General features: G+C 58.0%; 22 protein-coding genes. 10 read left to right on the forward strand and 12 right to left on the reverse strand.

Annotated features, from left to right (window positions below; all coding sequences use genetic code 11):
* Positions 1–114 precede the first annotated feature (114 nt).
* The gene (locus HX815_RS19180) at positions 115–1,578 is read left to right on the forward strand and encodes a glyceraldehyde-3-phosphate dehydrogenase (protein ID WP_177028717.1); all 1,464 of its coding nucleotides are present in this window, start codon (positions 115–117) and stop codon (positions 1,576–1,578) included.
* Positions 1,579–1,740: 162 nt separating this feature from the next.
* On the opposite strand, the gene HX815_RS19185 is transcribed toward HX815_RS19180, so the two are convergent.
* Both HX815_RS19185 and HX815_RS19190 read right to left on the reverse strand, forming a co-directional pair.
* Entirely contained in the window at positions 1,741–3,039 is a 1,299-nt protein-coding gene (locus HX815_RS19185) for an MFS transporter (RefSeq protein ID WP_177028718.1), read from the reverse strand.
* A gap of 286 nt (positions 3,040–3,325) precedes the next feature.
* On the reverse strand, positions 3,326–3,868 hold the full coding sequence (locus tag HX815_RS19190; RefSeq protein ID WP_177028719.1) for a chalcone isomerase family protein: 543 nt from the start codon (positions 3,866–3,868) through the stop codon (positions 3,326–3,328).
* A gap of 236 nt (positions 3,869–4,104) precedes the next feature.
* Between HX815_RS19190 and sthA the strand changes: the two genes are divergently transcribed.
* Positions 4,105–5,499: a Si-specific NAD(P)(+) transhydrogenase gene (gene sthA / locus HX815_RS19195; protein ID WP_003218947.1), complete on the forward strand. Its 1,395-nt coding sequence runs from the start codon at positions 4,105–4,107 to the stop codon at positions 5,497–5,499.
* 42 nt (positions 5,500–5,541) lie between these two features.
* Here sthA and HX815_RS19200 read toward each other — a convergent pair whose 3' ends face one another.
* Both HX815_RS19200 and HX815_RS19205 read right to left on the reverse strand, forming a co-directional pair.
* Complete coding sequence (locus HX815_RS19200; protein WP_003218946.1) at positions 5,542–6,264, reverse strand: glycerophosphodiester phosphodiesterase family protein; 723 nt, start codon at positions 6,262–6,264, stop codon at positions 5,542–5,544.
* Positions 6,265–6,330: 66 nt separating this feature from the next.
* The gene (locus HX815_RS19205; RefSeq protein ID WP_003218944.1) at positions 6,331–6,915 is read right to left on the reverse strand and encodes a PilZ domain-containing protein; all 585 of its coding nucleotides are present in this window, start codon (positions 6,913–6,915) and stop codon (positions 6,331–6,333) included.
* Positions 6,916–7,009: 94 nt separating this feature from the next.
* Between HX815_RS19205 and HX815_RS19210 the strand changes: the two genes are divergently transcribed.
* Genes HX815_RS19210 through HX815_RS19220 form a run of 3 tightly spaced genes read left to right on the forward strand, consistent with a single transcriptional unit; the run spans position 7,010 to position 10,254 of the window.
* Positions 7,010–8,260 carry a lipoprotein-releasing ABC transporter permease subunit gene (locus HX815_RS19210; protein WP_003218943.1) on the forward strand — a complete coding sequence of 417 codons (1,251 nt, stop codon included), beginning with the start codon at positions 7,010–7,012 and terminating at the stop codon, positions 8,258–8,260.
* Between the two features lie 7 nt (positions 8,261–8,267).
* Complete coding sequence (gene lolD / locus HX815_RS19215; RefSeq protein WP_003218941.1) at positions 8,268–8,951, forward strand: lipoprotein-releasing ABC transporter ATP-binding protein LolD; 684 nt, start codon at positions 8,268–8,270, stop codon at positions 8,949–8,951.
* Positions 8,952–9,009: 58 nt separating this feature from the next.
* Entirely contained in the window at positions 9,010–10,254 is a 1,245-nt protein-coding gene (locus tag HX815_RS19220; protein ID WP_003218940.1) for a lipoprotein-releasing ABC transporter permease subunit, read from the forward strand.
* 118 nt (positions 10,255–10,372) lie between these two features.
* Here HX815_RS19220 and HX815_RS19225 read toward each other — a convergent pair whose 3' ends face one another.
* The gene (locus HX815_RS19225) at positions 10,373–11,725 is read right to left on the reverse strand and encodes a heavy metal sensor histidine kinase (RefSeq protein ID WP_177028720.1); all 1,353 of its coding nucleotides are present in this window, start codon (positions 11,723–11,725) and stop codon (positions 10,373–10,375) included.
* A complete protein-coding gene (locus tag HX815_RS19230) occupies positions 11,725–12,405 on the reverse strand; it encodes a heavy metal response regulator transcription factor (RefSeq protein WP_003218936.1) in 681 nt (226 codons plus the stop codon). Before HX815_RS19230 ends, HX815_RS19225 begins: the two co-directional genes overlap by 1 nt.
* 156 nt (positions 12,406–12,561) lie before the next feature.
* On the opposite strand from HX815_RS19230, the gene HX815_RS19235 reads away from it, so the two are divergent.
* Both HX815_RS19235 and queF read left to right on the forward strand, forming a co-directional pair.
* Positions 12,562–13,086, forward strand: coding sequence for a plastocyanin/azurin family copper-binding protein (locus HX815_RS19235; RefSeq protein WP_003218934.1), 525 nt, complete (start codon positions 12,562–12,564; stop codon positions 13,084–13,086).
* A 57-nt stretch (positions 13,087–13,143) separates the two neighbouring features.
* Positions 13,144–13,974, forward strand: a complete 831-nt coding sequence (queF, locus tag HX815_RS19240) for an NADPH-dependent 7-cyano-7-deazaguanine reductase QueF (protein WP_076017252.1) — start codon at positions 13,144–13,146, stop codon at positions 13,972–13,974.
* 126 nt (positions 13,975–14,100) lie between these two features.
* On the opposite strand, the gene HX815_RS19245 is transcribed toward queF, so the two are convergent.
* Together HX815_RS19245 and HX815_RS19250 are read right to left on the reverse strand one after the other, a co-directional pair.
* Positions 14,101–14,367 (reverse strand): DUF4404 family protein, encoded by a 267-nt coding sequence (locus tag HX815_RS19245; RefSeq protein WP_177028721.1) that lies wholly within the window; start codon positions 14,365–14,367, stop codon positions 14,101–14,103.
* A 110-nt stretch (positions 14,368–14,477) separates the two neighbouring features.
* On the reverse strand, positions 14,478–15,089 hold the full coding sequence (locus tag HX815_RS19250; protein ID WP_003218927.1) for a hypothetical protein: 612 nt from the start codon (positions 15,087–15,089) through the stop codon (positions 14,478–14,480).
* A gap of 195 nt (positions 15,090–15,284) precedes the next feature.
* On the opposite strand from HX815_RS19250, the gene HX815_RS19255 reads away from it, so the two are divergent.
* The 3 genes from HX815_RS19255 (at position 15,285) to rssC (ending at position 17,984) form a co-directional block, all read left to right on the forward strand.
* Positions 15,285–15,974, forward strand: a complete 690-nt coding sequence (locus HX815_RS19255; protein WP_008437615.1) for a VacJ family lipoprotein — start codon at positions 15,285–15,287, stop codon at positions 15,972–15,974.
* 346 nt (positions 15,975–16,320) lie between these two features.
* Positions 16,321–17,502, forward strand: a complete 1,182-nt coding sequence (rssB, locus tag HX815_RS19260; protein WP_003218921.1) for a two-component system response regulator RssB — start codon at positions 16,321–16,323, stop codon at positions 17,500–17,502.
* Positions 17,502–17,984: an anti-sigma factor antagonist RssC gene (rssC, locus tag HX815_RS19265; RefSeq protein ID WP_003218919.1), complete on the forward strand. Its 483-nt coding sequence runs from the start codon at positions 17,502–17,504 to the stop codon at positions 17,982–17,984. Before rssB ends, rssC begins: the two co-directional genes overlap by 1 nt.
* A gap of 200 nt (positions 17,985–18,184) precedes the next feature.
* On the opposite strand, the gene tal is transcribed toward rssC, so the two are convergent.
* The 4 genes from tal to HX815_RS19285 all read right to left on the reverse strand — a co-directional run bounded on the left by tal (position 18,185) and on the right by HX815_RS19285 (position 22,894).
* Entirely contained in the window at positions 18,185–19,111 is a 927-nt protein-coding gene (gene tal / locus HX815_RS19270; protein ID WP_008437618.1) for a transaldolase, read from the reverse strand.
* A 304-nt stretch (positions 19,112–19,415) separates the two neighbouring features.
* Positions 19,416–20,411 (reverse strand): tRNA dihydrouridine(20/20a) synthase DusA, encoded by a 996-nt coding sequence (dusA, locus tag HX815_RS19275; RefSeq protein ID WP_177028722.1) that lies wholly within the window; start codon positions 20,409–20,411, stop codon positions 19,416–19,418.
* Between the two features lie 289 nt (positions 20,412–20,700).
* Positions 20,701–21,522: an RES family NAD+ phosphorylase gene (locus HX815_RS19280; protein ID WP_177028723.1), complete on the reverse strand. Its 822-nt coding sequence runs from the start codon at positions 21,520–21,522 to the stop codon at positions 20,701–20,703.
* A gap of 571 nt (positions 21,523–22,093) precedes the next feature.
* A complete protein-coding gene (locus HX815_RS19285) occupies positions 22,094–22,894 on the reverse strand; it encodes a hypothetical protein (protein WP_177028724.1) in 801 nt (266 codons plus the stop codon).
* Between the last annotated feature and the right edge of the window lie 18 nt (positions 22,895–22,912).

The raw sequence follows: 22,912 nt of genomic DNA on the forward strand, positions 1-22,912 counted from the left end.
TATTTACTGGGCTGCAGAGGGGCGATATTTTTTTGCAAGGGGTTTTGTTGCGGGCCGCGCATTGCTCCGAGGGCGGTCGGGCGGCATAATGTAGCCCCTTTTTTCTGCCCCTACATGTGGAAGGTTCCCGTGACTCAGAAGCCCGACCAGTGTCTTGGTGAATGGATCGACCGTGAAGCACTCGCTGAAGCGATGATTCCGCTTATCGGTCAGCTATACCGCAATAACAACGTGGTGAGCTCGATCTATGGCCGCAGCCTGATCAACCAATCAGTCATCGCGATTCTCAAGGCTCATCGCTTTGCTCGCCATCGTTCTGCCGACGATAGCGAACTCTCCGTCCACGAAACATTCCCTCTGCTTAAAGCCATGAGCGAGCTCAAGCTCGGCGCGGCTTCGGTAGACCTGGGCAAGCTGGCCTATAAATTCCGCAAGGAAGGCGCTGGCCGCACCGCCGAGCAGTTCGTACGTGAAGAAATGGCCGACGTGGTTGGCCAGCAAAACGCCGCAGCCCGCAAAGGCACCGACGTTGTGCTGTACGGTTTCGGTCGTATCGGCCGCCTGCTGGCGCGCATCCTGATCGAAAAAACCGGTGGCGGCGACGGCCTGCGCCTGCGTGCCATCGTGGTGCGTAAAGGTGCTGAAAACGACCTGACCAAGCGCGCGAGCCTGCTGCGTCGTGACTCGGTCCACGGTCCGTTCAACGGCACCATCGTCATCGACGAAGAAAACAACACCATCACCGCCAACGGTAACCTGATCCAGGTGATCTACGCGAAGAACCCGTCTGAGGTGGATTACACCCAGTACGGCATCAAGGGCGCACTGCTGGTGGACAACACCGGTGTGTGGCGTGATGCCGAGGGCCTGGGCCAGCACCTGGCGTGCCCGGGTATCGACCGCGTTGTCCTGACTGCGCCTGGCAAGGGCAAGCTGAAGAACATCGTGCACGGCATCAACCACGGTGAAATCACCGCTGACGACAAGATCGTGTCCGCCGCTTCCTGCACCACCAACGCCATCGTGCCGGTGCTGAAGGCTGTGAATGACAAGTTCGGCATCGTTAACGGTCACGTTGAAACGGTTCACTCGTACACCAACGACCAGAACCTGATCGACAACTTCCACAAGGGCGATCGCCGTGGCCGTAGCGCCGCGCTGAACATGGTGATCACCGAGACCGGTGCTGCCACCGCTGCTGCCAAGGCCCTGCCTGAGCTGGCCGGCAAGCTGACCGGTAACGCGATCCGTGTTCCGACGCCGAACGTGTCGATGGCCATTCTCAACCTGAACCTTGAGAAAGCCGCCACCCGTGAAGAGATGAACGAGTACCTGCGCTACATGGCGCTGCACTCCGATCTGCACAAGCAAATCGACTTCGTCAATTCGCAGGAAGTGGTTTCCACCGACTTCGTGGGCTCGCGCCACGCCGGTGTGGTGGACGCTGAAGCGACCATCACTCAAGACAACCGCGTTGTTCTGTACGTCTGGTACGACAACGAATTCGGTTACAGCTGCCAGGTGGTTCGCGTGATGGAAGACATGGCTGGGGTTAACCCGCCAGCATTCCCGCGCTAAGCATCAGCGGTAAATGAAAAAGCCCCGACTGGTTCGGGGCTTTTTTATGTCTGTTGTTTTTGTGTTGCTTGTACCGGCCTCATCGCAGGCAAGCCAGCTCCCACATGTTGATGTGTGAATACATTCAAATGTGGGAGCTGGCTTGCCTGCGATAGCGATCCATCAAGCGCCGCCGACTATCGAAGCCTGCGCGGTACGCAGTTCATGCCGGTTGCCCTTGAACAGAATCAATGTGGCGATCAAGCCCAGCACCGCCGCGCCGCTGAGCCAGATGCCCGGTGCGGCCTTGTTGTCCAGCACATGGATCAGGTAGGTACACGCCGCTGGTGTGAAACCACCAAAGGTCGCCGTTGCCAGGCTATAGGCCAGGGAGAAACCGGTGGTGCGCACTTCTACTGGCATGATTTCGGTCAGCGCTACAACCATCGCGCCGTTGTACGAGCCATACAGGAACGACAGCCAGAGCAGCACGATCAGCAGATGGCTGAAGCTCGGATTGGCCACCAGCCAGGACAGCGCTGGATAAGCGGTGAGGATCGCCAGAATAGTCGCCCCCAGCAGCAGGGGTTTACGCCCGATCTTGTCGGACACCGCCCCCATCACCGGCAGCCAGATGAAGTTCGAGATGCCGACGCACACGGTGACCAGCAGCGCGTCGAAGTCCGAAAGGTGCAGTTCGGCCTTGCCGAAGGTCGGGGTGTAGGCGGTGATCAGGTAGAACGACACGGTGGTCATCACCACCAGCGCCATGCCGGCGATGACGATGCCGAAGTTCTGGCCGATCGAGCGGACGATTTCCTGCAGGGTAGGGCGGTGTTTGCGCGCCTGGAATTCCGGGGTTTCTTCCAGGGAGCGACGAATCACGAAGATCACCGGCACGATCAGGCAGCCGATCAGGAACGGCACGCGCCAGCCCCAGTCACCCATTTCTTCCGGGCTGAGCCAGTGGTTCAGGCCTACGCCCAGCAGGCCGGCGAATACCACGGCGGCTTGCTGGCTGGCGGACTGCCAGCTGACGAAGAAGCCTTTACGGCCTGCAGTGGCGATTTCCGCCAGGTACACCGACACGCCGCCCAGTTCGACACCGGCGGAGAAGCCTTGCAGCAGGCGGCCGAACAGCACCAGCAACGGCGCCGCGACGCCCAGGGTGGCATACCCGGGAACGCAGGCGATCAGCACGGTACCGGCGGCCATCATCGCCAGGGTGATCACCAGGCCCTTTTTACGGCCGTGACGGTCGATATAGGCACCGAGGAAAATCGCGCCCAGCGGACGCATCAGGAACCCGGCACCAAAGGTCGCCAGGGACAGCATCAGGGACGCGAACGCGCTGTCGGTGGGGAAAAATGTCTTGGCAATGGCCGTGGCGTAGAAGCCGTAGACCATGAAGTCGAACATCTCAAGGAAGTTACCGCTGACAACGCGAAAGATCGCCTTGCCCTTGCCCGTTGTAGTGGACATGTCATGCACTCATTTTGGCTATCTTATTAGTAATCCCTGGTCGCAACCGTCCTTGCTGTTAAAGCCTTGGCACGAGGCTGGCGCTGAACAGTTTTGTAACGATATGTGTATAAGCCACCACAGGCAACAAAAAACCGATAGCAAGCTGGCAAATTGCCGCAGGACTCCCGGTGATGAAAATCCAATGCGGGGGCGGGCTTGCTCGCGAAAACGGTGTGTCAGTCAGCTTATGAGCCAATGACACACCGTATTCGCGAGCAAGCCCGCTCCCACAGGGTTTTTGCGATCAGTTGAGGAGGGTGCTACGCAGGCTGTCGGACAAGCCTTTTGGTGCCAGCCAGATGCCGAGATAAGCCTTGGCCAGTTCGTCATTGCGACTGCTGAACACCACCGTGCCGTTGATTTCCAGGTTCAGGCCGCGCTGAGGTTGGAAGTCCAGCGCATAACGGTCGCCGCTGCGGATGTTGCGGAAGCTTTTGTGCAATTGATCCAGTTCAGGCTTCAGGCGGGCGAGGGTGGCGGGTGTTTGCTGACGTTCGAGGGTGGCGGTGGCGGCCTTGATCACATCGTTGCGGTCGATATCGCGAAAGTAATACAGCTCCAGGCGCAGGTCTTTTTGCTGATCCAGGGCTTGTTTGGCGCTCAGGTCAGCCTGGGCGAACAATGCCGCCGCATAGACGTCTGCCCACAGGTAGGTCAGGACGGCCTGGTTTTTCAGCACCAGTTGATGAGATTGCGCCGGAAAATCGGCTTGTTTGAGGCGATCAGCCTCATTCGCCAGAACCGGGACCGAAAACATCAGCAATAAACAAATGACGACATGCTTCATAATGGCCAGTCCTGAAAAGGTGCTTGCCTACAGGTTAATTCAATAACGAGCGCCGTGTAGTAAAGGCAAAACTGGCCTACGACGCGACCAAGGGTTAATGTGCGCGACGTTGAGCGTTCTATAGACTGTGCCCCGGCTCACACACTTGAGCCACATTGATCCTTCATGACCGCTGGCCGCGGCATGATTTAGCCAGGCGTCCAACCGTGCGCCCTGGCCTGTTCTGAGGAGTACGCATGGCTGTCTACAACTACGACGTGGTGGTACTGGGTTCCGGCCCAGCTGGAGAAGGTGCGGCGATGAACGCCGCCAAAGCAGGGCGCAAGGTGGCGATGGTCGATAGCCGTCGCCAGGTCGGCGGTAACTGCACCCACCTGGGTACCATCCCGTCCAAGGCCTTGCGTCACTCGGTGCGCCAGATCATGCAGTTCAACACCAACCCGATGTTCCGGGCCATTGGTGAGCCGCGCTGGTTCTCGTTCCCGGACGTGCTCAAGAGCGCTGAAAAAGTCATTTCCAAACAGGTTGCCTCGCGTACCGGCTTCTATGCCCGTAACCGCGTCGACCTGTTCTTCGGCACCGGCAGCTTCGCCGACGAGCAAACCGTCGAAGTGGTCTGCGCCAACGGCGTGGTCGAGAAGCTGGTAGCCAAGCACATCATCATCGCCACCGGCTCGCGTCCGTATCGCCCGGCGGATATCGATTTCCACCACCCGCGTATCTACGATAGCGACACCATTCTCAGCCTGGGCCACACCCCGCGCAAACTGATCATCTATGGCGCCGGCGTGATCGGCTGTGAATACGCCTCGATCTTCAGCGGCCTGGGTGTATTGGTCGAGCTGGTGGATAACCGCGACCAGTTGCTGAGCTTCCTCGACTCGGAAATTTCCCAGGCGTTGAGTTACCACTTCAGCAACAACAACATCACCGTGCGCCACAACGAAGAGTACGAGCGGGTCGAAGGCTTGGACAACGGTGTGATCCTGCACCTGAAATCCGGCAAGAAGATCAAGGCCGACGCCTTGCTGTGGTGCAACGGCCGAACCGGCAACACCGACAAGCTGGGCATGGAAAACATCGGGGTCAAGGTCAACAGCCGTGGCCAGATCGAAGTCGACGAGAACTACCGCACCTGCGTACCGAACATCTACGGTGCCGGTGACGTGATCGGCTGGCCAAGCCTGGCCAGTGCCGCCCATGACCAGGGCCGCTCGGCCGCTGGCAGCATTGTCGACAACGGCAGCTGGCGCTACGTCAACGACGTGCCGACCGGGATCTACACGATTCCCGAGATCAGCTCGATCGGCAAGAACGAGCACGAACTGACCAAGGCCAAGGTGCCTTATGAAGTCGGCAAGGCGTTCTTCAAGAGCATGGCGCGTGCGCAGATCGCCGGTGAGCCCCAGGGCATGCTGAAGATCCTGTTCCACCGCGAGACTCTGGAAGTGCTGGGCGTGCATTGCTTCGGCTATCAGGCGTCGGAGATCGTGCACATCGGCCAGGCGATCATGAACCAGCCGGGTGAGCTGAATACCCTCAAGTATTTCGTCAACACCACGTTCAACTACCCGACCATGGCTGAAGCCTATCGGGTAGCGGCCTACGACGGCCTCAACCGGCTTTTTTGAGTGGCTCCGGCCGGTGGCCTGAGCCGGCCGGGGAGACCGATTTCAGTAATTCCCGAGGGTGGCAGTGGCCAAACCGGGAAAGTCTGTAATCAGGCTATCTACGCCGAAGTCGGCGAGCCTGCGCATCAGCGCGGGTTCGTTGACGGTCCACACGGACACGTGCAAACCCTGGCGCTGGGCTTTTTCCAGACGCTCAGGGGTGCACAACGTCCAGTTCAACGCCAGAATCTCACAGCCATAGTTGGCCGCGACCTTCAACGGGTCGAGCCAGGCGTATTCGGCTACCAGCCCGCGGGACAGGTCCGGGGTGAGGTCCAGCGCCGCTTTCAACACTTCCCGCGAGCTTGAGGTCACGGTGACCTTGTCCATCAGCCCGAAACGCTGAGCCATTTCACGGATCGCCAGCACGGTGGTTGCCGCACGGGTGCGCGATGCGCTTTTGACTTCCAGTTGCCAGTGGTCGAAGTCGCACTGTTCGAACAGCTCTTCCAGGCGCGGGATCGGGCAAGGGTTGACCCAGCCCGGGCCGCCTTTGCGCGCGTCCATCTTGACCAGGTCGGCGGCTGAATACTCGACGACCTTGCCGCGCCGGTCGGTGGTGCGCTTGAGCGTCGGGTCGTGGATGACCATCAGCTCGCCGTCCATGGACAGGTGCAAATCCAGTTCGCAGCGGCGCACGCCGTGCTTGAGGCATTCCTGGAAGCTGGTCAGGGTGTTTTCCGGTGCTTCGCCTTTGGCACCGCGGTGGCCATAAATCAGGGTCACAGTTGCTCCTTTACGCCAGGGTTCCTGGCTGGATGGATGACGCGACGCGCCATTCAATGATCGTATTCAGGTGTCGGATTCGTCGCTTTTTTCCCGCGCCAGGCGCCGTTCCTGGGCCTGTTTCTGCAGGATATAGCGTGCCAGCAACTGGCGTTGGGCATCGGTCATGGCTTCGAATTCCGTGCCGATTTCAAAGCCACCGGTCTTGGCATCGCAATGGGTAACCTTGGCTCGCAGCAACAGCCCGAGGGCTTGCGGCATCAGCACCAGCTTGACCGCCAGGTGGCTGTCGGGCTGGATCGCCGTGGGGTTCAGGAACTCGATGCCGCCTTCGGAAATGACCACGGGCTGCGGCGTACCGATCTCGCCCAGCAGGCTTTGCGCCATGATCTGGCTGAGCAAATCCATGCGTTTGTTCTGCACTTTGAGGAAGGCGGCCAGGGTGCGGTCCCGCTCGCCGATCTGGCGCAGCAAGTGCTGGGATTCAAATTCACTCAGGTGCAACTCGCTGAGCAGATTGAACAGCGGCGAATCATCCAGCAACACTTCCTTGCTCAGCGCTTCCGGGCCCGACAGTGGGGTAATTTCCAGTGCGATCATGTCCTCGATACGGTAGTATTCGCGGCGATCTTCTTCATCTAATGTCGACATGGCGAACCCAAGGCAGCGGTGATGGTCTGAGTGTAAAGCTGCTTACCTGACCCCGCCACAAGGACGTCTTCTTTTCCTCCGAACAAGCCCCGACATGTTCAGACCTCTCTTCGTATTTATTGGCACGCGTTATACCCGTGCAAAACGTCGCAATCATTTTGTGTCGTTCATTTCCCTGACCTCGATGATCGGGCTCGCCCTTGGCGTTGTCGTGATGATCGTGGTGCTGTCGGTGATGAACGGCTTCGATCATGAGATGCGCACCCGCGTGCTGGGCATGGTGCCCCACGCGACCATCGAGTCGGGTGAGCCCATCAGCGACTGGCAAAGCCTGGCCGCGAAGGTCAAGCAGAACCCCAAAGTGCTGGCGGTTGCGCCCTTCACCCAGATGCAGGGCCTGTTGACCAACGACGGCAAGGTGCAGAAAGTCCTGCTCAATGCCATCGACCCGGCGCAGGAACGCAATGTCTCGATCATCGATAACTTCATGCAGCAGGGCAAACTGGACGACTTGTCGCCCGGCAGCTTTGGCATCGCTATCGGCGACAAGGCGGCGGCCAAGCTCGGCGTGGGCATCGGCGACAAGCTGACCTTCGTCGCGCCGGAAGTCACCGTGACTCCGGCGGGCATGTTCCCGCGCATGAAGCGCTTTACCGTGGTCGGCATCTTCCATGTCGGCGCCGGTGAGATCGACGGCTACCTGGGCCTGACCAACCTGACCGACCTGGCCCGCCTGCATCGCTGGAAGCCGGACCAGGTCCAGGGCTTGCGCCTGAAATTCAACGACCTGTTCGACGCGCCGCGTACCTCGTGGGAAATCGCCCAGCACCTGGGTGAAAACCAGTACTACGCCCGCGACTGGACCCGTACCCACGGCAACCTGTACCAGGCCATCCGCATGGAAAAAGCCATGATCGGCTTGCTGTTGCTGCTGATCGTCGCCGTCGCCGCCTTCAACATCATCTCCACGCTGGTGATGGTGGTGAACGACAAGAAGGGCGACATCGCGATCCTGCGCACCCTTGGCGCCACGCCGGGGCAGATCATGGCGATCTTCATGGTCCAGGGCACGGTGATCGGCGTCGTCGGCACCTTGATCGGCACCGTGGTGGGGATTCTCGCCGCGCTGAACGTCAGCGCTGCTATCGCCGGGCTGGAAGTGTTGATCGGCCACAAATTCTTGAACTCCGACGTCTACTTCATCGACTACTTGCCGTCCCAGGTGCAGAGCCAGGACGTATTGATGGTCGGCGGCGCCGCGTTGGTCCTGAGTTTCCTTGCCACCCTGTATCCAGCCTGGCGCGCGGCACGTACCCAGCCGGCGCAGGCTTTACGTTATGAGTGAATCGGGCATGAGTGAAAAAGCAATCCTGAGCTGCCGCAACCTGGGCAAATCCTACGAGGAAGGCCCGGAGTCCGTGGTGGTGCTGTCCAACCTGCAGCTGGAACTGCACCCGGGCGAACGCGTGGCGATCGTCGGCAGTTCCGGTTCCGGTAAAAGTACCTTGCTCAACCTGTTGGGCGGCCTTGATACGCCGTCCCAGGGCAGCGTCTGGCTGGCCGGCGAAGAGTTGTCGGCCCTGGGCGAGAAGGCCCGTGGCCAGTTGCGCAACCGTTCGCTGGGTTTTGTGTACCAGTTCCACCACTTGCTGCCCGAGTTCACCGCCCTGGAAAACGTCTGCATGCCGCTGTTGATCGGCAAGACCGCGATCCCGGAAGCACGCCAGCGTGCCCAGGCGTTGCTGGAGCGCGTCGGCCTGGGTCATCGCCTGGAGCACAAACCGGCTGAGTTGTCCGGCGGCGAGCGCCAGCGTGTGGCGATTGCCCGTGCCCTGGTCAACAACCCGGGCCTGGTGATGCTCGACGAGCCGACCGGCAACCTCGACTCCCACACCGCCCAGGGCATCAAGGACTTGATGCTGGAGTTGAGCACCCAGATGCGCACCGCGTTCCTGGTGGTGACCCATGACATGAGCATGGCCCGCCAGATGGACCGTGTGTTGCACCTGCAGGAAGGTCATCTGGTCGCCATCTGACCTGTTTCAAGCCCGGCGCCCGGCGCCGGGTTTTCTATTTTTTCAACGGTGCCCGCGAATGTTCAGACCGTTATCGATTTTCATCGGCACGCGCTATACCCGCGCCAAGCGCCGCAACCGTTTTGTTTCGTTTATCTCGATGACCTCGATGATCGGCCTCGCCCTCGGCGTGCTGGCGATGATCGTGGTGTTGTCGGTAATGAACGGTTTCCAGCGGGAGATGAGCTCACGCATCCTCGGCATGGTGCCCCACGCGACCATCGTTGGCGTGAAGCCCATCAGCGACTGGCAGCCGGTGGCAGATGCCGCGATGAAGAATCCGGAAGTCACTGCTGCTGTACCGTTCACACAGATGGACGGCATGCTCTCCTACAAGGGCGCGATGCAGCCGATCGAGATCAGTGGCGTTGATCCGGCCCAGGAAGGCAAGGTGTCGATCGTGGCCCAGCATATCGTCCAGGGTCATCTTGAAGACCTTAAACCGGGCGAGTTCGGTGTGGTCATCGGTGAGATCACCGCCCGGCGTTTCCGCCTGAACGTCGGTGACAAGCTGACCCTGATCGTGCCGGAAATCAGCAGTGCGCCCGGTGGCATCACCCCGCGTATGCAGCGTTTGAACGTGGTGGGTGTGTTCAAGGTGGGCGCGGAGCTGGATGGCTCCATGGCCCTGATCCACATGGCCGACGCCGCCGAGATACAGCATTGGGAGCCGAACCAGGTGCAAAGCGTGCGCCTGGCGGTGAAAGACTTGTATGCCGCACCCAAGGTCTCGGCGGATATCGCCGCCAGCCTCGGTGCCGACTACAAGGCCGACGACTGGACCCACACCCAGGGCAGCCTGTTCAGCGCGATGAAGATGGAAAAAACCATGATCGGCCTGCTGTTGCTGATGATCGTCGCGGTGGCGGCGTTCAACATCATCGCGACCTTGATCATGGTGGTGAACGACAAGGGCGCCGACATTGCGATCCTGCGCACCATTGGCGCCACGCCGCGGCAGATCATGGCGATCTTCATGGTGCAGGGGACGGTGATCGGGATCGTCGGTACCTTGATCGGTGGCATCCTCGGCGTGATTGCGGCGCTGAACGTCAGTGAACTGGTCGGTTGGCTGGAACGGGTCACCGGGCAGCATATCTTCAGTTCGGACGTGTATTTCGTCAGCAACCTGCCTTCGCAGTTGCAGGGTGGGGATGTGTTGCTGATTTGCTCGGCGGGGTTTGTGTTGAGCTTTTTGGCGACCATCTATCCGGCGTATCGCGCGGCGAAGATTGAGCCGGCGCATGCCCTCAGGTATTCGTAATTCTTAAGACCGCCTTCGCGAGCAAGCCCGCTCCCACATTTTGACCGCGTTCTTCCTGAATGCACTCGGTCAAAATGTGGGAGCGGGCTTGCTCGCGAAAGGGCCGCTACAGCTTGCATCAATACCCCTGCGGCAACTCCATCACAAACCTCGCCCATCCCGCCCCCGACTCACAGAAAATCCGCCCCCCATGGGCCCGCACAATCGACTGGGTAATCGCCAAACCCAGCCCCGCATGCTCGCTGCTCCCTTCATGACGCGCCGGATCTGCCCGGTAAAAGCGGTCAAACAACCGTGGCAACAATGCCTCGGGAATGCCTTCCCCGGTGTTTTCCACACTCAGCGTCACGCCTTGCATCCCCTCGACGATCCGCACGCTGACTTCGCCACCCGGCGGGGTGAACCGCAGCGCGTTATCCAGCAGGTTGGAAATCGCCCGGCGCAACATGCTGCGGTCACCTGAAGTGCTGGCGTTGCCTTCCCGAACCAGCCGCACCTGGACGTCCTCCGCCAGCGGTGCGAAAAACTCCAGCAATGCCTCCACCTCGTCCGCCAGCACCAGGGTTTCGCGCTTGGGCACCAGCAGCCCATGGTCCGCCTTGGCCAGGTACAGCATGTCGTTGACCAACTGCGCCATCCATTGCAGTTCTTCCAGGTTGCTGTGCAGGGCTTCGCGGTAGTCCTCCAGCGCCCGTGGCTGCGTGAGGATGACTTGGGTCTGTGTCAGCAAATTCGACAGTGGCGTGCGCAGTTCATGGGCGATGTCGGCAGAAAACGCCGAAAGGCGCTGGAAGGCATCGTCCAGGCGGCCAAGCATCGCGTTGAAGGACTGGGCGAGTTCCTCCAGTTCGGCGGGCATTTGCTCCTGGGGCAGGCGCTGGGTCAGGGAGTGGGCAGACACGCCGCTGGCGACTTCGCTCATGCGCCTCAGCGGTCGCAACCCGCTGCGGGCGGCCCAGGCGCCGAGCAGGGCGGTGGCCAGGGCGGAGAGACCGACGGTCAGCCAGATCAGATGCTGCATGCGTTGCAGGAAGTGTTGATGGTGGGTGATGTCGAGCATCAGCGTCAGGCGTGGCGAGTCAGTGTTTCCAGGAATCAGCGGCGCGTTGTACACGCGGTAATCGGTGCCGGCGTTCTGCACGCTGTGCAGGCCAGGCGCCTGGGGCAGGGTGATGCCGGGAGCGCCGTCGAACCAGCGCTGATCGCCTGCGGTGATGCGCAAGGCCAGGTCAGGCTGGCGATTGAGTTCTTCTCGCAGCGTTGTTTCTCGTAAGGCAAATCGTTCTGGCGTGTCGGCACCTTGCAATGTGCTGCGCAGCGCTATCAGCTTGCCGTCGAGCAACTGCTGGTCCAGCTCGATAAAGTGCGCCTCGCTGGCATGGTTGAACAGCACGCCGGCCAGCAATGAAACCACGGCGGTACAGCCAGCAAACAGCAGTGCCAGGCGGCTGGTCAGGGAAATCCGTTTCATCAACTGAACCGCTCCTCAAGCACGTAGCCCATGCCGCGCACGGTGTGGATCAACTTGTTGGGGAAGTTATCGTCGACCTTCAGGCGCAGGCGGCGGATCGCGACTTCGATGATGTTGGTGTCGCTGTCGAAGTTCATGTCCCACACCTGAGAGGCAATCAGCGACTTGGGCAGTACTTCGCCCTGGCGGCGCAGCAGCAGTTCCAGCAGGGAAAACTCCTTGGCCGTCAGGTCGATGCGCTGGCCGTCGCGCTCTACCCGGCGGCGGATCAGGTCCATGCGCAGGTCGGCCAGTTGCAGGCTGGTTTCCTGGGGGGGGCTGCTGCCACGGCGTAACAGGCTGCGCACCCGGGCCAGCAGTTCGGAGAAGGCGAAGGGCTTGACCAGGTAATCGTCGGCGCCCAGTTCCAGGCCATGCACCCGGTCTTCCACGGCGTCCCGCGCGGTAAGGAACAGTACCGGCATGTCGAGCCCGGCGTTGCGTACGGCCTGGAGGATCTGCCAGCCATCGCGGCCCGGCAGCATCACATCGAGGATCAACAGGTCGTAGTCACCGGTCAGCGCCAGGTGCTGGCCGCTGGTGCCGTCGGCCACCAGCTCGGTGTTGAACCCGGCCTCGGCCAGCCCCTGGCGCAAGTAGTGGCCGGTTTTCGGTTGGTCTTCGACGATCAGCAGTTTCATGGGCGGCTCATGGTTTTACGGGAACACAGACGTTATACCGCGCACATCCGGCAGCCGGCTCAAGCTGACAAAGTTGTAATCTGGCAGTCAGCTGGCTGGCAGCGGCGCGTTCGTAAAGTGTCCCACAGACTGATTCCGAACCTTTGGAGTGTGAGCATGTTTTTACGTAAATCCTGGTTGTTGGCGGGCTGCCTGATGGCGATGAGTCTTCCGGTGCTGGCATCCCCGGCTGAAACCTTCGCCTTCGGTGAGGCCGCGCCCGCCGCCAAGGCCACGCGCACCGTGGAAGTGGTGCTGCAGGACATTTCCTTTTCGCCCAAGGCTATTGATGTAAAAGCCGGTGAGACTGTGCGCTTTGTGCTGGTCAACAAAGGCCAGTTGCTTCATGAATTCAACCTTGGCGATGCCGCCATGCACGCAGCGCATCAGAAAGAGATGCTGCAGATGCAGGCCAGCGGCATGCTGACGGCGACCGGCATGGGCAAAATGGACCACAGTGCGATGGGGCATGGTGATATGGCAGGCATGAAGCACGACGACCCCAACAGCGTGTTGGTAGAGCCAGGCAAGACCGCCGAGCTGACCTGGACCTTCACCAAGGCCACCGGCTTGGAGTTTGCCTGCAACATTCCGGGGCATTACCAGGCGGGCATGGTCGGCAAGCTGACCGTCAGCCAGTAAGCCATTGACGGGCAAAGGCGGGTAGAATGGCGGCGTTTATTTAGCCAGGTTTCCGCCATGCATCCCGCAGCCGAACATTCGCCGCTGGGCAAGTCCAGTGAATACATCTCCACCTACACCCCGTCGTTGCTGTTCCCGATTCCTCGCGCCGCCAAGTGGGCCGAGCTGGGCCTGAGTGCCGAGACCCTGCCGTATAAAGGCGTGGATTTCTGGAACTGCTTCGAACTGTCCTGGCTGCTGCCATCCGGCAAACCCGTGGTGGCCATCGGTGAATTCAGTATCCCGGCCGACTCGCCGAACATCATCGAGTCGAAGTCGTTCAAGTTGTACCTCAACTCGCTGAACCAAACCGCGTTTGCCGATGTGCAAAGCCTTGAAGCGACTTTGCGCACCGACCTGAGTGCAGCGGCCGGCAAGCCGGTTGGCGTGCGCATCCGCAGCCTGGGCGAGGTTGAAGCCGAAGGCGTGGTCGCGTTGCCGGGTGTGTGCATTGATGACCTGGACATTACCGTCAGCAACTACGAGCACCCGCGCCCGGAACTGCTGCGTTGCGACGATTCGCGCGTGGTGGAGGAGAGCGTCCACAGTCATCTGCTCAAGTCCAACTGCCCGGTGACCAGCCAGCCTGACTGGGGCAGTGTGGCGGTGGAGTACCGCGGCGCGGCGCTGGATCATGCCAGCCTGCTGGAATACCTGGTGAGCTTCCGCCAGCATTCGGACTTCCATGAACAGTGCGTGGAGCGGATCTTTCTCGACCTGCAGCGCTTGCTCAAGCCGGAGAAACTGACGGTGTATGCGCGGTATGTGCGGCGTGGCGGGCTCGATATCAACCCGTACCGCAGTACGGAAGATCTGCAGTTCCAGAACCTGCGGCTGGCTCGACAGTAGCCTTCACCCAAAATAAATGTGGGAGCGGGCTTGCTCGCGAAAGCGGTGTATCAGCCAGCATATGTATCAGCTGACGGACCGCATTCGCGAGCAAGCCCGCTCCCACATTTGATAGGTGTCGGGCTATTAAATCCCGATGTTACCCAGGGTCACCACAATATTGCGCAAGGTCCCGGCAATACCCGGGTGGTCGAGTTCGAAGCGTTCTACCGCCAGGTTCACACCATCGGCGATGCTTGGATCCTGAATGGCACCTTCCAGTGGCTCCTGAACTTCCAGTTCAGCAATCAATGTTTGCAGCTCTTCGCGCTGTTCGAGGGGCATTTCTGGATTCTGATCCAATTGCTCGCGCAAAATTTTGACCTGTTCTTGCAGTTGTTCGCGGGCAGGCATGGCGTTCTTCCTTTTATCGATAGGCACTGACATAGACCGCGGCACGCCGGGAAAGGTCTATGGGCTGACCTGTAGATTAATCCACTGGCGCCTACTGTGCATGATCTCGATCAGGGCTTCTCGCCTTTGAGCTGGCGCAGGCTGATGTCGGCCAGGCAGGTCTGCAGTTCGCCCAGGTGGTCAATCACCGAATGCACGCCCAGGCCATAGAGCGCGACAGTGGCTTTGGCGCGCTTATGCTCGCGTTCCTTCTCGCTGAGTGCTTGCCATTGCTGCGGCGAAAGCCCGCACAATGAGCCACAGGATGCCAGGCCAATGGTCCACAGCCCGGCATTGAGCCCCGATTGCAGCAGGCGTGGCTCGCCGCTGACCAGGACGCAGCCTTCCAGGCGTTCGATATTCAGTTCCATCAGGGCCTGCCAGCAGGCGTGAGGCGCCGGCCAGCGGGTGGAGGAGGGCTTGGCAGCCTTGATCCAGCGGGGTAGCCCGGCGGCCAGCGGTGTGGAAACCGACGCCGGCAACTCGTCCAGCCATGCACAAGGGACGCGCTGTTCTTCGAGGCTGCGCAGGATCTTCAGGGCGCCGACAGTGGCATGGGTATCGCTGGAAGGCGCGGAATCGGCGCGGGCCTGGGAACCAAAGTCCACCAGGCAGCCACTAAGCCCGAACAGTACGGCCGTCAAGGACGGGGTGCTGGCACTAACAATCTCGGCGTGTGGCATTTCGACGTCCCTGAAATAGCAGTGACGCTACCGGACTTGGGTGACAAGCAAGTTACACCCGCAGCAATTGTAGGAATTTTGTGCATTTGCTGAATGACATTTCTGCAAGGCTGCCTAATCTGACACTTCCGTCATATACTGACGGCCTCATTCAGGGCATAGCGCCCATGACAGACCATTCAAGGAGTTCAAGCTATGCGCTGGAGCCAATGTCTAGCTCAGCTGTCCGTATGTGCGAGTATTTTGCTGGTTCCTTTCGTAGCCCAGGCGGCCTCGGAAGATGATCCATGGGAAAGCGTCAACCGCCCGATCTTCACCTTCAACGATACCGTTGATACCTATGCCCTCAAGCCATTGGCTCAAGGCTATCAGTTCGTGACCCCGCAGTTCGTGCAGGACGGGATCCACAACTTCTTCCGCAACATCGGCGACGTCGGCAACTTTGCCAACGACGTGCTGCAACTCAAGCCCCACGCTGCAGGCGTCGACACTGCTCGCTTGCTGATGAACACCACGTTCGGCGTGCTGGGTTTTGTTGATGTCGGCACCAAAATGGGGCTGCAACGCAACGACGAAGACTTCGGCCAGACTCTCGGCTACTGGGGCGTCGACAGCGGTCCTTACGTGATGCTGCCACTGCTGGGCCCAAGCACCCTGCGTGACGCGCCGTCCAAATACGTGGACAGCTACACCCAGCCGTACCGCTACATGAACGATATCGGCTGGCGCAACAGCACCTTCGGCCTGAATATCGTCGACACGCGTGCCAGCCTGCTGTCCTCCGAGAAGCTGATCAGCGGCGACAAATACACCTTCATCCGCAACGCCTACTTGCAGAATCGCGAGTTCAAGGTCAAGGATGGCAAGGTTGTAGACGACTTTTAAGCCCCAGGCTTGAAAGAAGAAGGCGGCCCTCGGGTCGCCTTTTTTGTGGGCGGCATTCGAGGTTTATCCGTGGGTTACGTGCTTACTTTAAGTCGCGGTTTTATGTGTTCTTATAACTACTGGTGATTTGCGATGTAAAGACGCCCGGCGACCATCGCCGTGAGCTTGAAACCCCTGGCGGATGGGAGTACCGTCTGCGCCTTAGAAGGGCACCTCTGCTTTACCTTTGTGCGTCGGCAATAACTCGGCGTTTTGTAGGACAGAGAGGCTAGAAAGCGAATCCAGTAGTAAGCCCGGCCATTGTCGAGCTGCCTACGCCAACCTAATTCTGGCGCCGTTTGCCCACATGCAGAAAACCAGTGCCACGCTGCTGATAATCGATGACGACGAAGTAGTGCGCGCGAGTCTTGCGGCCTATTTGGAAGACAGTGGCTTCAGCGTCCTGCAGGCCAGCAACGGCCTCCAGGGTCTCCAGGTATTCGAGCGCGACAAGCCCGACCTTGTGATCTGCGACCTGCGCATGCCCCAGGTGGGCGGCCTTGAGCTGATCCGCCAGGTGACCGACATCGCCCCGCAGACGCCGGTGATTGTCGTGTCCGGTGCCGGCGTGATGAACGATGCCGTCGAGGCCTTGCGCCTCGGCGCTGCCGACTACCTGATCAAGCCCCTGGAAGACCTGGCTGTGCTGGAGCACTCGGTGCGTCGTGCCCTGGATCGTGCACGGCTGCTGCTGGAAAACCAGCGTTACCGTGAAAAGCTCGAAACCGCCAACCGCGAACTCGAAGCCAGCCTGAACCTGCTCCAGGAAGACCAGAACGCCGGTCGCCAGGTGCAGATGAACATGCTGCCGGTGAGCCCGTGGAGCATCGACGAGTTCAAGTTTGCCCACCAGATCATCCCGTCGCTGTACCTGTCGGGTGATTTCGTCGACTACTTCCGCGTTGATGAGCGGCGTGTCGCGTTCTACCTGGCCGACGTTTCCGGCCACGGCGCCTCCTCCGCATTCGTGACCGTGTTGTTGAAGTTCATGACTACACGGCTGTTGTTCGAGTCCAAGCGCAATGGCACCTTGCCGGAGTTCACCCCTTCGCAAGTGCTGGGCCACATCAACCGGGGCCTGATCAGCTGCAAGCTGGGCAAGCACGTGACGATGGTCGGCGGCGTGATTGATGAAGAAACAGGTCTTTTGACCTACAGCATTGGCGGTCACCTGCCATTGCCGGTTTTATACACTCCAGACAGTGTGCGCTACCTGGAAGGGCGTGGTTTGCCGGTTGGCTTGTTCAATGAAGCCACCTACGAAGACCACATCCTGGAATTGCCGCCGACGTTCAGCCTGACGCTGATGTCCGACGGTATCCTGGACCTTTTGCCAGAGCCTACACTCAAAGAGAAAGAAGCCGCCTTGCCCCAACGGGTCAGGTCGGCGGGCGGCAGCCTGGATGGCCTGCGGCAGGTTTTTGGATTGGCCACGCTAGGGGAGATGCCGGATGATATCGCCCTATTGGTGTTGAGCAGGAATCTTTGATGAGTACCGGAAGAATCCAATTCGCCGAGCAAGACGGGACTTTTGTCCTGAAGTTTGTCGGTGAAGTGCGCCTGACCTTGTGTTCGGCGCTGGATGCGACGATTGAGCGGATCTTCACAGCCTTGAATTTCTCGGCGATCGTGATCGATCTGACCGAAACCCGCAGCATCGATAGCACCACCCTTGGGCTGTTGGCCAAGTTGTCCATTCTGTCTCGGCAGAAGGTCGGACTGCTGCCGACCGTCGTCACCACCCACGAAGACATCACCCGTCTGTTGCAGTCCATGGGCTTCGATCAAGTGTTCAACATCGTTGACCGCCCGATCCCGTGCCCGGAATGCCTGACCGACCTGCCGTCCCAGGACCAGTCCGAGGAAGTGGTACGGGTCAAGGTACTGGAAGCCCACAAGATCCTGATGGGCTTGAACGACTCCAACCGCGAGGCGTTCCACGACCTGGTGAATGCGCTGGAGCGGCACTAATTTCCAGCTGAAACACTGTCAAAGTGTGGGAGGGGGGCTTGCTCCCGAAAGCGGCGGGTCAGTAGTGAATGTAGCGACTGAGGACCTGTATTCGGGAGCAAGCCCCCTCCCGCATTTTTAACTGAGTTCGGCTCGAAATCGGCTAATACAAAAAAAGGGCGGCACCCTCACAGGTGCCGCCCTTTTTGTCGCCGCCGTTTTTAGAGCTTGGCGGTCAACAGCGCTTCGAGTTTTTCCTGGTCGCGGGCGAACTGACGAATGCCCTCGGCCAGTTTCTCGGTGGCCATTGCATCTTCGTTGGATTCCCAACGGAACTGCGCTTCGGTCAGGTGCACACGAGCTTCGCCCGCATGGCCTGGCGACAATTTGCGTTCCAGCTTGCCGTTGTCGGCTGCGAGTTTTTCCAGCAGGTCCGGGCTGATGGTCAGGCGGTCGCAACCGGCCAGCTCTTCGATCTGGCTCAGGTTACGGAAGCTTGCACCCATTACTACGGTCTTGTAGCCATTGGCCTTGTAGTAGTTGTAGATGCGCGTCACCGACTGCACGCCCGGATCCTCGGAGCCGGTGTAATCGTTACCGTTGGCCTTCTTGTACCAGTCGTAGATACGGCCCACGAACGGCGAAATCAGGAACACGCCGGCTTCGGCGCAAGCCACGGCCTGGGCGAAGGAGAACAGCAGCGTCAGGTTGGTCTGGATGCCTTCCTTTTCCAGCTGCTCGGCGGCGCGGATGCCTTCCCAGGTGGAAGCGATCTTGATCAGCACGCGGTCACGGCCAATGCCGGCCTTGTCGTACAGGTCGATCAGGCGATGGGCGCGCTTGAGGACGGCGTCAGTGTCGAACGACAGACGGGCATCCACCTCGGTGGAAATGCGGCCGGGCACCACTTTCAGGATTTCCTGGCCGACGGCTACCGCAAAACGGTCGCTGGCCAGGCCTACATCGCCGTTGCAGTCGGCAACAGCCTCATCCAGCAGCTTGGCATAGCCTGGGATCGACGCGGCCTTGAGCAGCAGGGAAGGGTTGGTAGTGGCGTCTTGCGGCTTGAGCTTGGCGAGGGTAGAAAAATCGCCGGTATCGGCTACTACAGTGGTGAATTGCTTGAGTTGTTCCAGCTTGGAAGTCATGGGCGTGCTCTGTCCTGTGGGTCTGATGACATTACCCGAGCGCTGACAGCCGCTCAAGGGCGCAAATGCATTCGATCGTTTGCGAGGGCAACAACCTGAAAACAGCCGTTTGAATCACCGGCCAATGCTCAATAGGAGGCCAAAACAGCCAGCAGGTTCAACCCAACTGCCCGATGACCACCCGATCAAACGGTGGGAGCAGCCTTGCCCCATCTTCCTGACATCCCCCCCCATCCAAATGTGGGAGCGGGCTTGCTCGCGAAGGCGTCGTGTCAGCCACCCAATAAACCCACTGACACCCAAATCACCGCCCCTCCAACAACTCCCCGGCCATATCCAGCAACGCCAGCGGATCACTGGCCTTATGAATATCCACCGACAACAACTGCCGAAACTTCCGCGCCCCCGGGAAACCCGTCCCCAGCCCCAGCGCGTGGCGCGTGATGTGATGCATCGAGCCACCTGTCGCCAGGTGTTCGGCAATATAAGGACGCAACTGCGCCAACGCCTCGGCGCGGGTGATCACAGGTGTCGTGCTGCCAAACAGCTGCTGATCCACCTCGGCCAGCAAATACGGATTGTGATAAGCCTCGCGGCCCAGCATCACGCCATCGAAGGTCTGCAGATGCTCCTGGCACTGTTCGAGGGTCTTGATGCCGCCGTTGAGGATGATCTCCAGTTCAGGGAAATCCTGCTTCAACTGGGCGGCAACGTCGTAGCGCAAGGGCGGGATGTCCCGATTTTCCTTCGGTGACAGCCCTTCCAGAATGGCGATTCGCGCATGCACGGTAAAACTGGTGCAGCCCGCGTCCTTCACTTGGCCAACGAAATCGCACAGCTCGGCGTAACTGTCCCGGCCGTTGATGCCGATGCGGTGCTTAACCGTTACTGGGATCGAGACGGCGTCCTGCATTGCCTTAACGCAATCCGCCACCAAGGCCGGGTGGGCCATCAGGATCGCGCCGATCATGTTGTTTTGCACCCGGTCGCTGGGGCAGCCGACGTTGAGGTTCACCTCGTCGTAACCGGCGTCCTGGGCCATGCGGGCGCAGGCGGCCAGGTCGGCGGGGACGCTACCGCCCAACTGCAGGGCGAGTGGATGCTCGGCCTCGTTGTGGCGCAGGAAGCGTTCGTGGTCGCCGTGGAGGATCGCGCCGGTGGTGACCATCTCGGTGTAGAGGAGGGCGTTTTTGGAGAGAAGGCGCAGGAAGAAGCGGCAGTGTCTGTCTGTCCAATCCATCATGGGTGCAACGCTGAAGCGACGGGACAGGGCTTGCGGTGGCGCTATGTCTGAGGGCATTGGGATCTGGGATGGAGATTGCGAAGGGTAAGCAGTTTATCAGGAATGGGTTAGAGGGGCTGGGGTTGATCGCGCGAGACTAGATCAATATTAAATAAATCTGTCCCCTTTCCCCTTGAGCCCTTGTATTCAGGGGCATCGGCTTAGCGATTGAGGGTGCGGGTACTTTCGAATCTCTCTGTCGTCGCCGTACGACCCCGTCATTTCAAGAGAAAATAAGCCTCCTCACAAACGAGGGGGCTCAGGAGATATCGCATTTGGCTGGCTTGGAGGGTGGCTGTTCTTACCTTTATGATATCTCAGGAAATATTTTTTTTTGCTCCTCTGAGCCAATTGTATGATAGCGGGCGTCTCCTGAGTTCTTGTCGAAATCAACAACGAATTTGACGCTCAGAGCGTCATTGGATGACGCACTAAGATCGCAAATCAATACTCCGATCAAATCTAGTTTGAATTTTGATCTTCCAGGCAGAAAAGCCACGTTGAATTTTTCTGGTGACTGAACGGAACGGTAGCACCAAGCATCTTGTCCTGGATAGTTAAAATAGGTGTCGGCGATTGCACGAGTAATGGAGTAGCACGCCTCTTCACCAGTCGGTACAACTCTTGAAAATTCTTCGTCTAAAAACGAATAAAACAAATTTGATCTATGATCTTTCGGTAGCGTTGATCCGTTATAATCACCGAGAACCGCAACGCTTATTGGTCGGGACGACCTATAGACCATAATTGCGACATGCGTGTGATCTCTTGCTCTGGCTTCATCAATTGCCAAGTTAGGATCGCCCGCACAGCAGTATAAAATGCTTTGGTTGATCGAGTTAAGTCGCCCTTGCACTTTAACTATATGCGGGGGTGGTTCCCAGGCATCACCAACTTTTTGGATTGTTCGGGGTGGAGTAATAGTATCATTCGACGGAATTGCCCTTGCGCGGAAAAAGGTTGTTCCTTGTTCGTATGTTCTGGTTTCTGTGACATATGAGTACACATTTCCAAAGATTGAAGATACAGCGTTTATACAGTCCTTATCGCTGATTCCTTTTTGCGCGAGGGCCCGGAAATCCAAAATGCGTTTTCTAATTTCATCTTCGTTAATGTTAGAAGAAAACATATTGTTTATCCTTTATTAGTATGTTTTATTAATATTTATCGAGTGTTGAGGAAGTGTGTTGAGGTGGTTCGCGCGTTTTATATCGAAAAGCCACTTATTGCAATGAAATGTTTCAGCTTTCGCTTCTGGCCGTTATCTGCCTCATGTAAAGCAGTCACCCACAGAGCGTAGCCGGCTATTACCTCATAACAAGAGGGGCGGGCCTTGGAGGTACAGAATTGGTACGAGAATAGTTGAAGGTTTCCGAAGGCCATGTTTTTAAAGACTCCTGAATTTAGTAGTTTCAATCCATCATGCGGATGACGGAGAACCAACGGGAAATTAGCATGTTGTTTTTTCAGGGCTAACGAGGGAAATAGCGCAGTCTGTGAGGCATGTGTCTCTAATGTTTGGGAGGTGTGTTTTACGGCCTCCAATCCTTTTATGCTTTGGAACAAGACAAGAGACTTTCATTGCTTCGGAATTCGTCATGTGCCCCTAATACCCTCTTTAATGTTCCCCCTCGCTGAAAAAAATAGCAAAGGGGGAGGTGTGCATGCTCATATATCACAGGCCATTTTTTAATGGTAAATTACTTGGCTAGCCAGAAAAAATAATACCCGGTTGAAATGGCGATGATGAATGCGACTATTCCTCCCCAAAAAATATTCTTCGACGTAGACCTTCTGTTGGCAATGATGCTGATTTGTTTGCCAAAAAGAAATATATTGCCAGGATAGAGAAAGTAAAAAATTTTTCTGAAAGGTATTAGTAGTTGAAGTGATAGAAGTATTGGCAGCACAAACATGATAAATAACGGTTTGGAGACATTTTGTTTTGAATCTCTTGAGTTTATCAGGTAATTAATTTTTTCATTTGTGTCGTTGCTTTCTAATATTGATTTCAAGATTTCTGTGTTTTCAGTGTTGTTGATTTTTGTTAAAAGATATGCGAGCAAAATTAGCGCTATTATTGTGAATGAAAATACAAAGATTTTATGTACTGGTGCGCTAGGGGTAGGGATGTTTGCTACTTCTTTTTGTATGTATTCTTTCAGTTCTGAGGATAGGAGATATACCGCGTCTCTATCTTCCCCGGATACGCTAAATTGAGTGCCATTTTCAGAGTCGAAGGATATTTCTAGTTTGAGGTTGTTATCAGTGTACTCGATTTTTATGCTTTTTATTTTTCGAGTTGAATCGTTGTCCTCAGACATGATTCTGTCTATCTCAGATGTCCTATAAATGAGAGAGTCTTCTCTGAAAATCTCAAATATGATTTCCTTATGATTTTCCTCTGGAACTCTTTTTTTGATGTCGGAATAAATTCTTCTAATGCTTTCTTCGTTTAATTCAAATCTTCTATCAAATTTCTTTAATACTTTTGCTGACATGTGAATTCCGTGTCTTAT

Origin of the sequence: Pseudomonas sp. E6002 (genome assembly GCF_013385565.1) — a bacterium.
In the GTDB taxonomy this organism is placed as follows: Bacteria; Pseudomonadota; Gammaproteobacteria; order Pseudomonadales; family Pseudomonadaceae; genus Aquipseudomonas.

Bases quoted from the DNA above. Each gene is read 5' to 3' on its own strand.
- HX815_RS19185 (WP_177028718.1), bottom strand. From the start codon at position 3,039: ATGTCCACTACAACGGGCAAGGGCAAGGCGATCTTTCGCGTTGTCAGC.
- lolD (WP_003218941.1), top strand. From the start codon at position 8,268: ATGAGTGAAAAAGCAATCCTGAGCTGCCGCAACCTGGGCAAATCCTAC.
- queF (WP_076017252.1), top strand. From the start codon at position 13,144: ATGCATCCCGCAGCCGAACATTCGCCGCTGGGCAAGTCCAGTGAATAC.
- sthA (WP_003218947.1), top strand. From the start codon at position 4,105: ATGGCTGTCTACAACTACGACGTGGTGGTACTGGGTTCCGGCCCAGCT.
- HX815_RS19285 (WP_177028724.1), bottom strand. From the start codon at position 22,894: ATGTCAGCAAAAGTATTAAAGAAATTTGATAGAAGATTTGAATTAAAC.
- HX815_RS19245 (WP_177028721.1), bottom strand. From the start codon at position 14,367: ATGCCTGCCCGCGAACAACTGCAAGAACAGGTCAAAATTTTGCGCGAG.
- HX815_RS19280 (WP_177028723.1), bottom strand. From the start codon at position 21,522: ATGTTTTCTTCTAACATTAACGAAGATGAAATTAGAAAACGCATTTTG.
- HX815_RS19220 (WP_003218940.1), top strand. From the start codon at position 9,010: ATGTTCAGACCGTTATCGATTTTCATCGGCACGCGCTATACCCGCGCC.
- HX815_RS19210 (WP_003218943.1), top strand. From the start codon at position 7,010: ATGTTCAGACCTCTCTTCGTATTTATTGGCACGCGTTATACCCGTGCA.
- HX815_RS19255 (WP_008437615.1), top strand. From the start codon at position 15,285: ATGCGCTGGAGCCAATGTCTAGCTCAGCTGTCCGTATGTGCGAGTATT.
- rssB (WP_003218921.1), top strand. From the start codon at position 16,321: ATGCAGAAAACCAGTGCCACGCTGCTGATAATCGATGACGACGAAGTA.
- HX815_RS19250 (WP_003218927.1), bottom strand. From the start codon at position 15,089: ATGCCACACGCCGAGATTGTTAGTGCCAGCACCCCGTCCTTGACGGCC.
- rssC (WP_003218919.1), top strand. From the start codon at position 17,502: ATGAGTACCGGAAGAATCCAATTCGCCGAGCAAGACGGGACTTTTGTC.
- tal (WP_008437618.1), bottom strand. From the start codon at position 19,111: ATGACTTCCAAGCTGGAACAACTCAAGCAATTCACCACTGTAGTAGCC.
- HX815_RS19190 (WP_177028719.1), bottom strand. From the start codon at position 3,868: ATGAAGCATGTCGTCATTTGTTTATTGCTGATGTTTTCGGTCCCGGTT.
- dusA (WP_177028722.1), bottom strand. From the start codon at position 20,411: ATGCCCTCAGACATAGCGCCACCGCAAGCCCTGTCCCGTCGCTTCAGC.
- HX815_RS19205 (WP_003218944.1), bottom strand. From the start codon at position 6,915: ATGTCGACATTAGATGAAGAAGATCGCCGCGAATACTACCGTATCGAG.
- HX815_RS19235 (WP_003218934.1), top strand. From the start codon at position 12,562: ATGTTTTTACGTAAATCCTGGTTGTTGGCGGGCTGCCTGATGGCGATG.
- HX815_RS19180 (WP_177028717.1), top strand. From the start codon at position 115: ATGTGGAAGGTTCCCGTGACTCAGAAGCCCGACCAGTGTCTTGGTGAA.
- HX815_RS19225 (WP_177028720.1), bottom strand. From the start codon at position 11,725: ATGAAACGGATTTCCCTGACCAGCCGCCTGGCACTGCTGTTTGCTGGC.
- HX815_RS19230 (WP_003218936.1), bottom strand. From the start codon at position 12,405: ATGAAACTGCTGATCGTCGAAGACCAACCGAAAACCGGCCACTACTTG.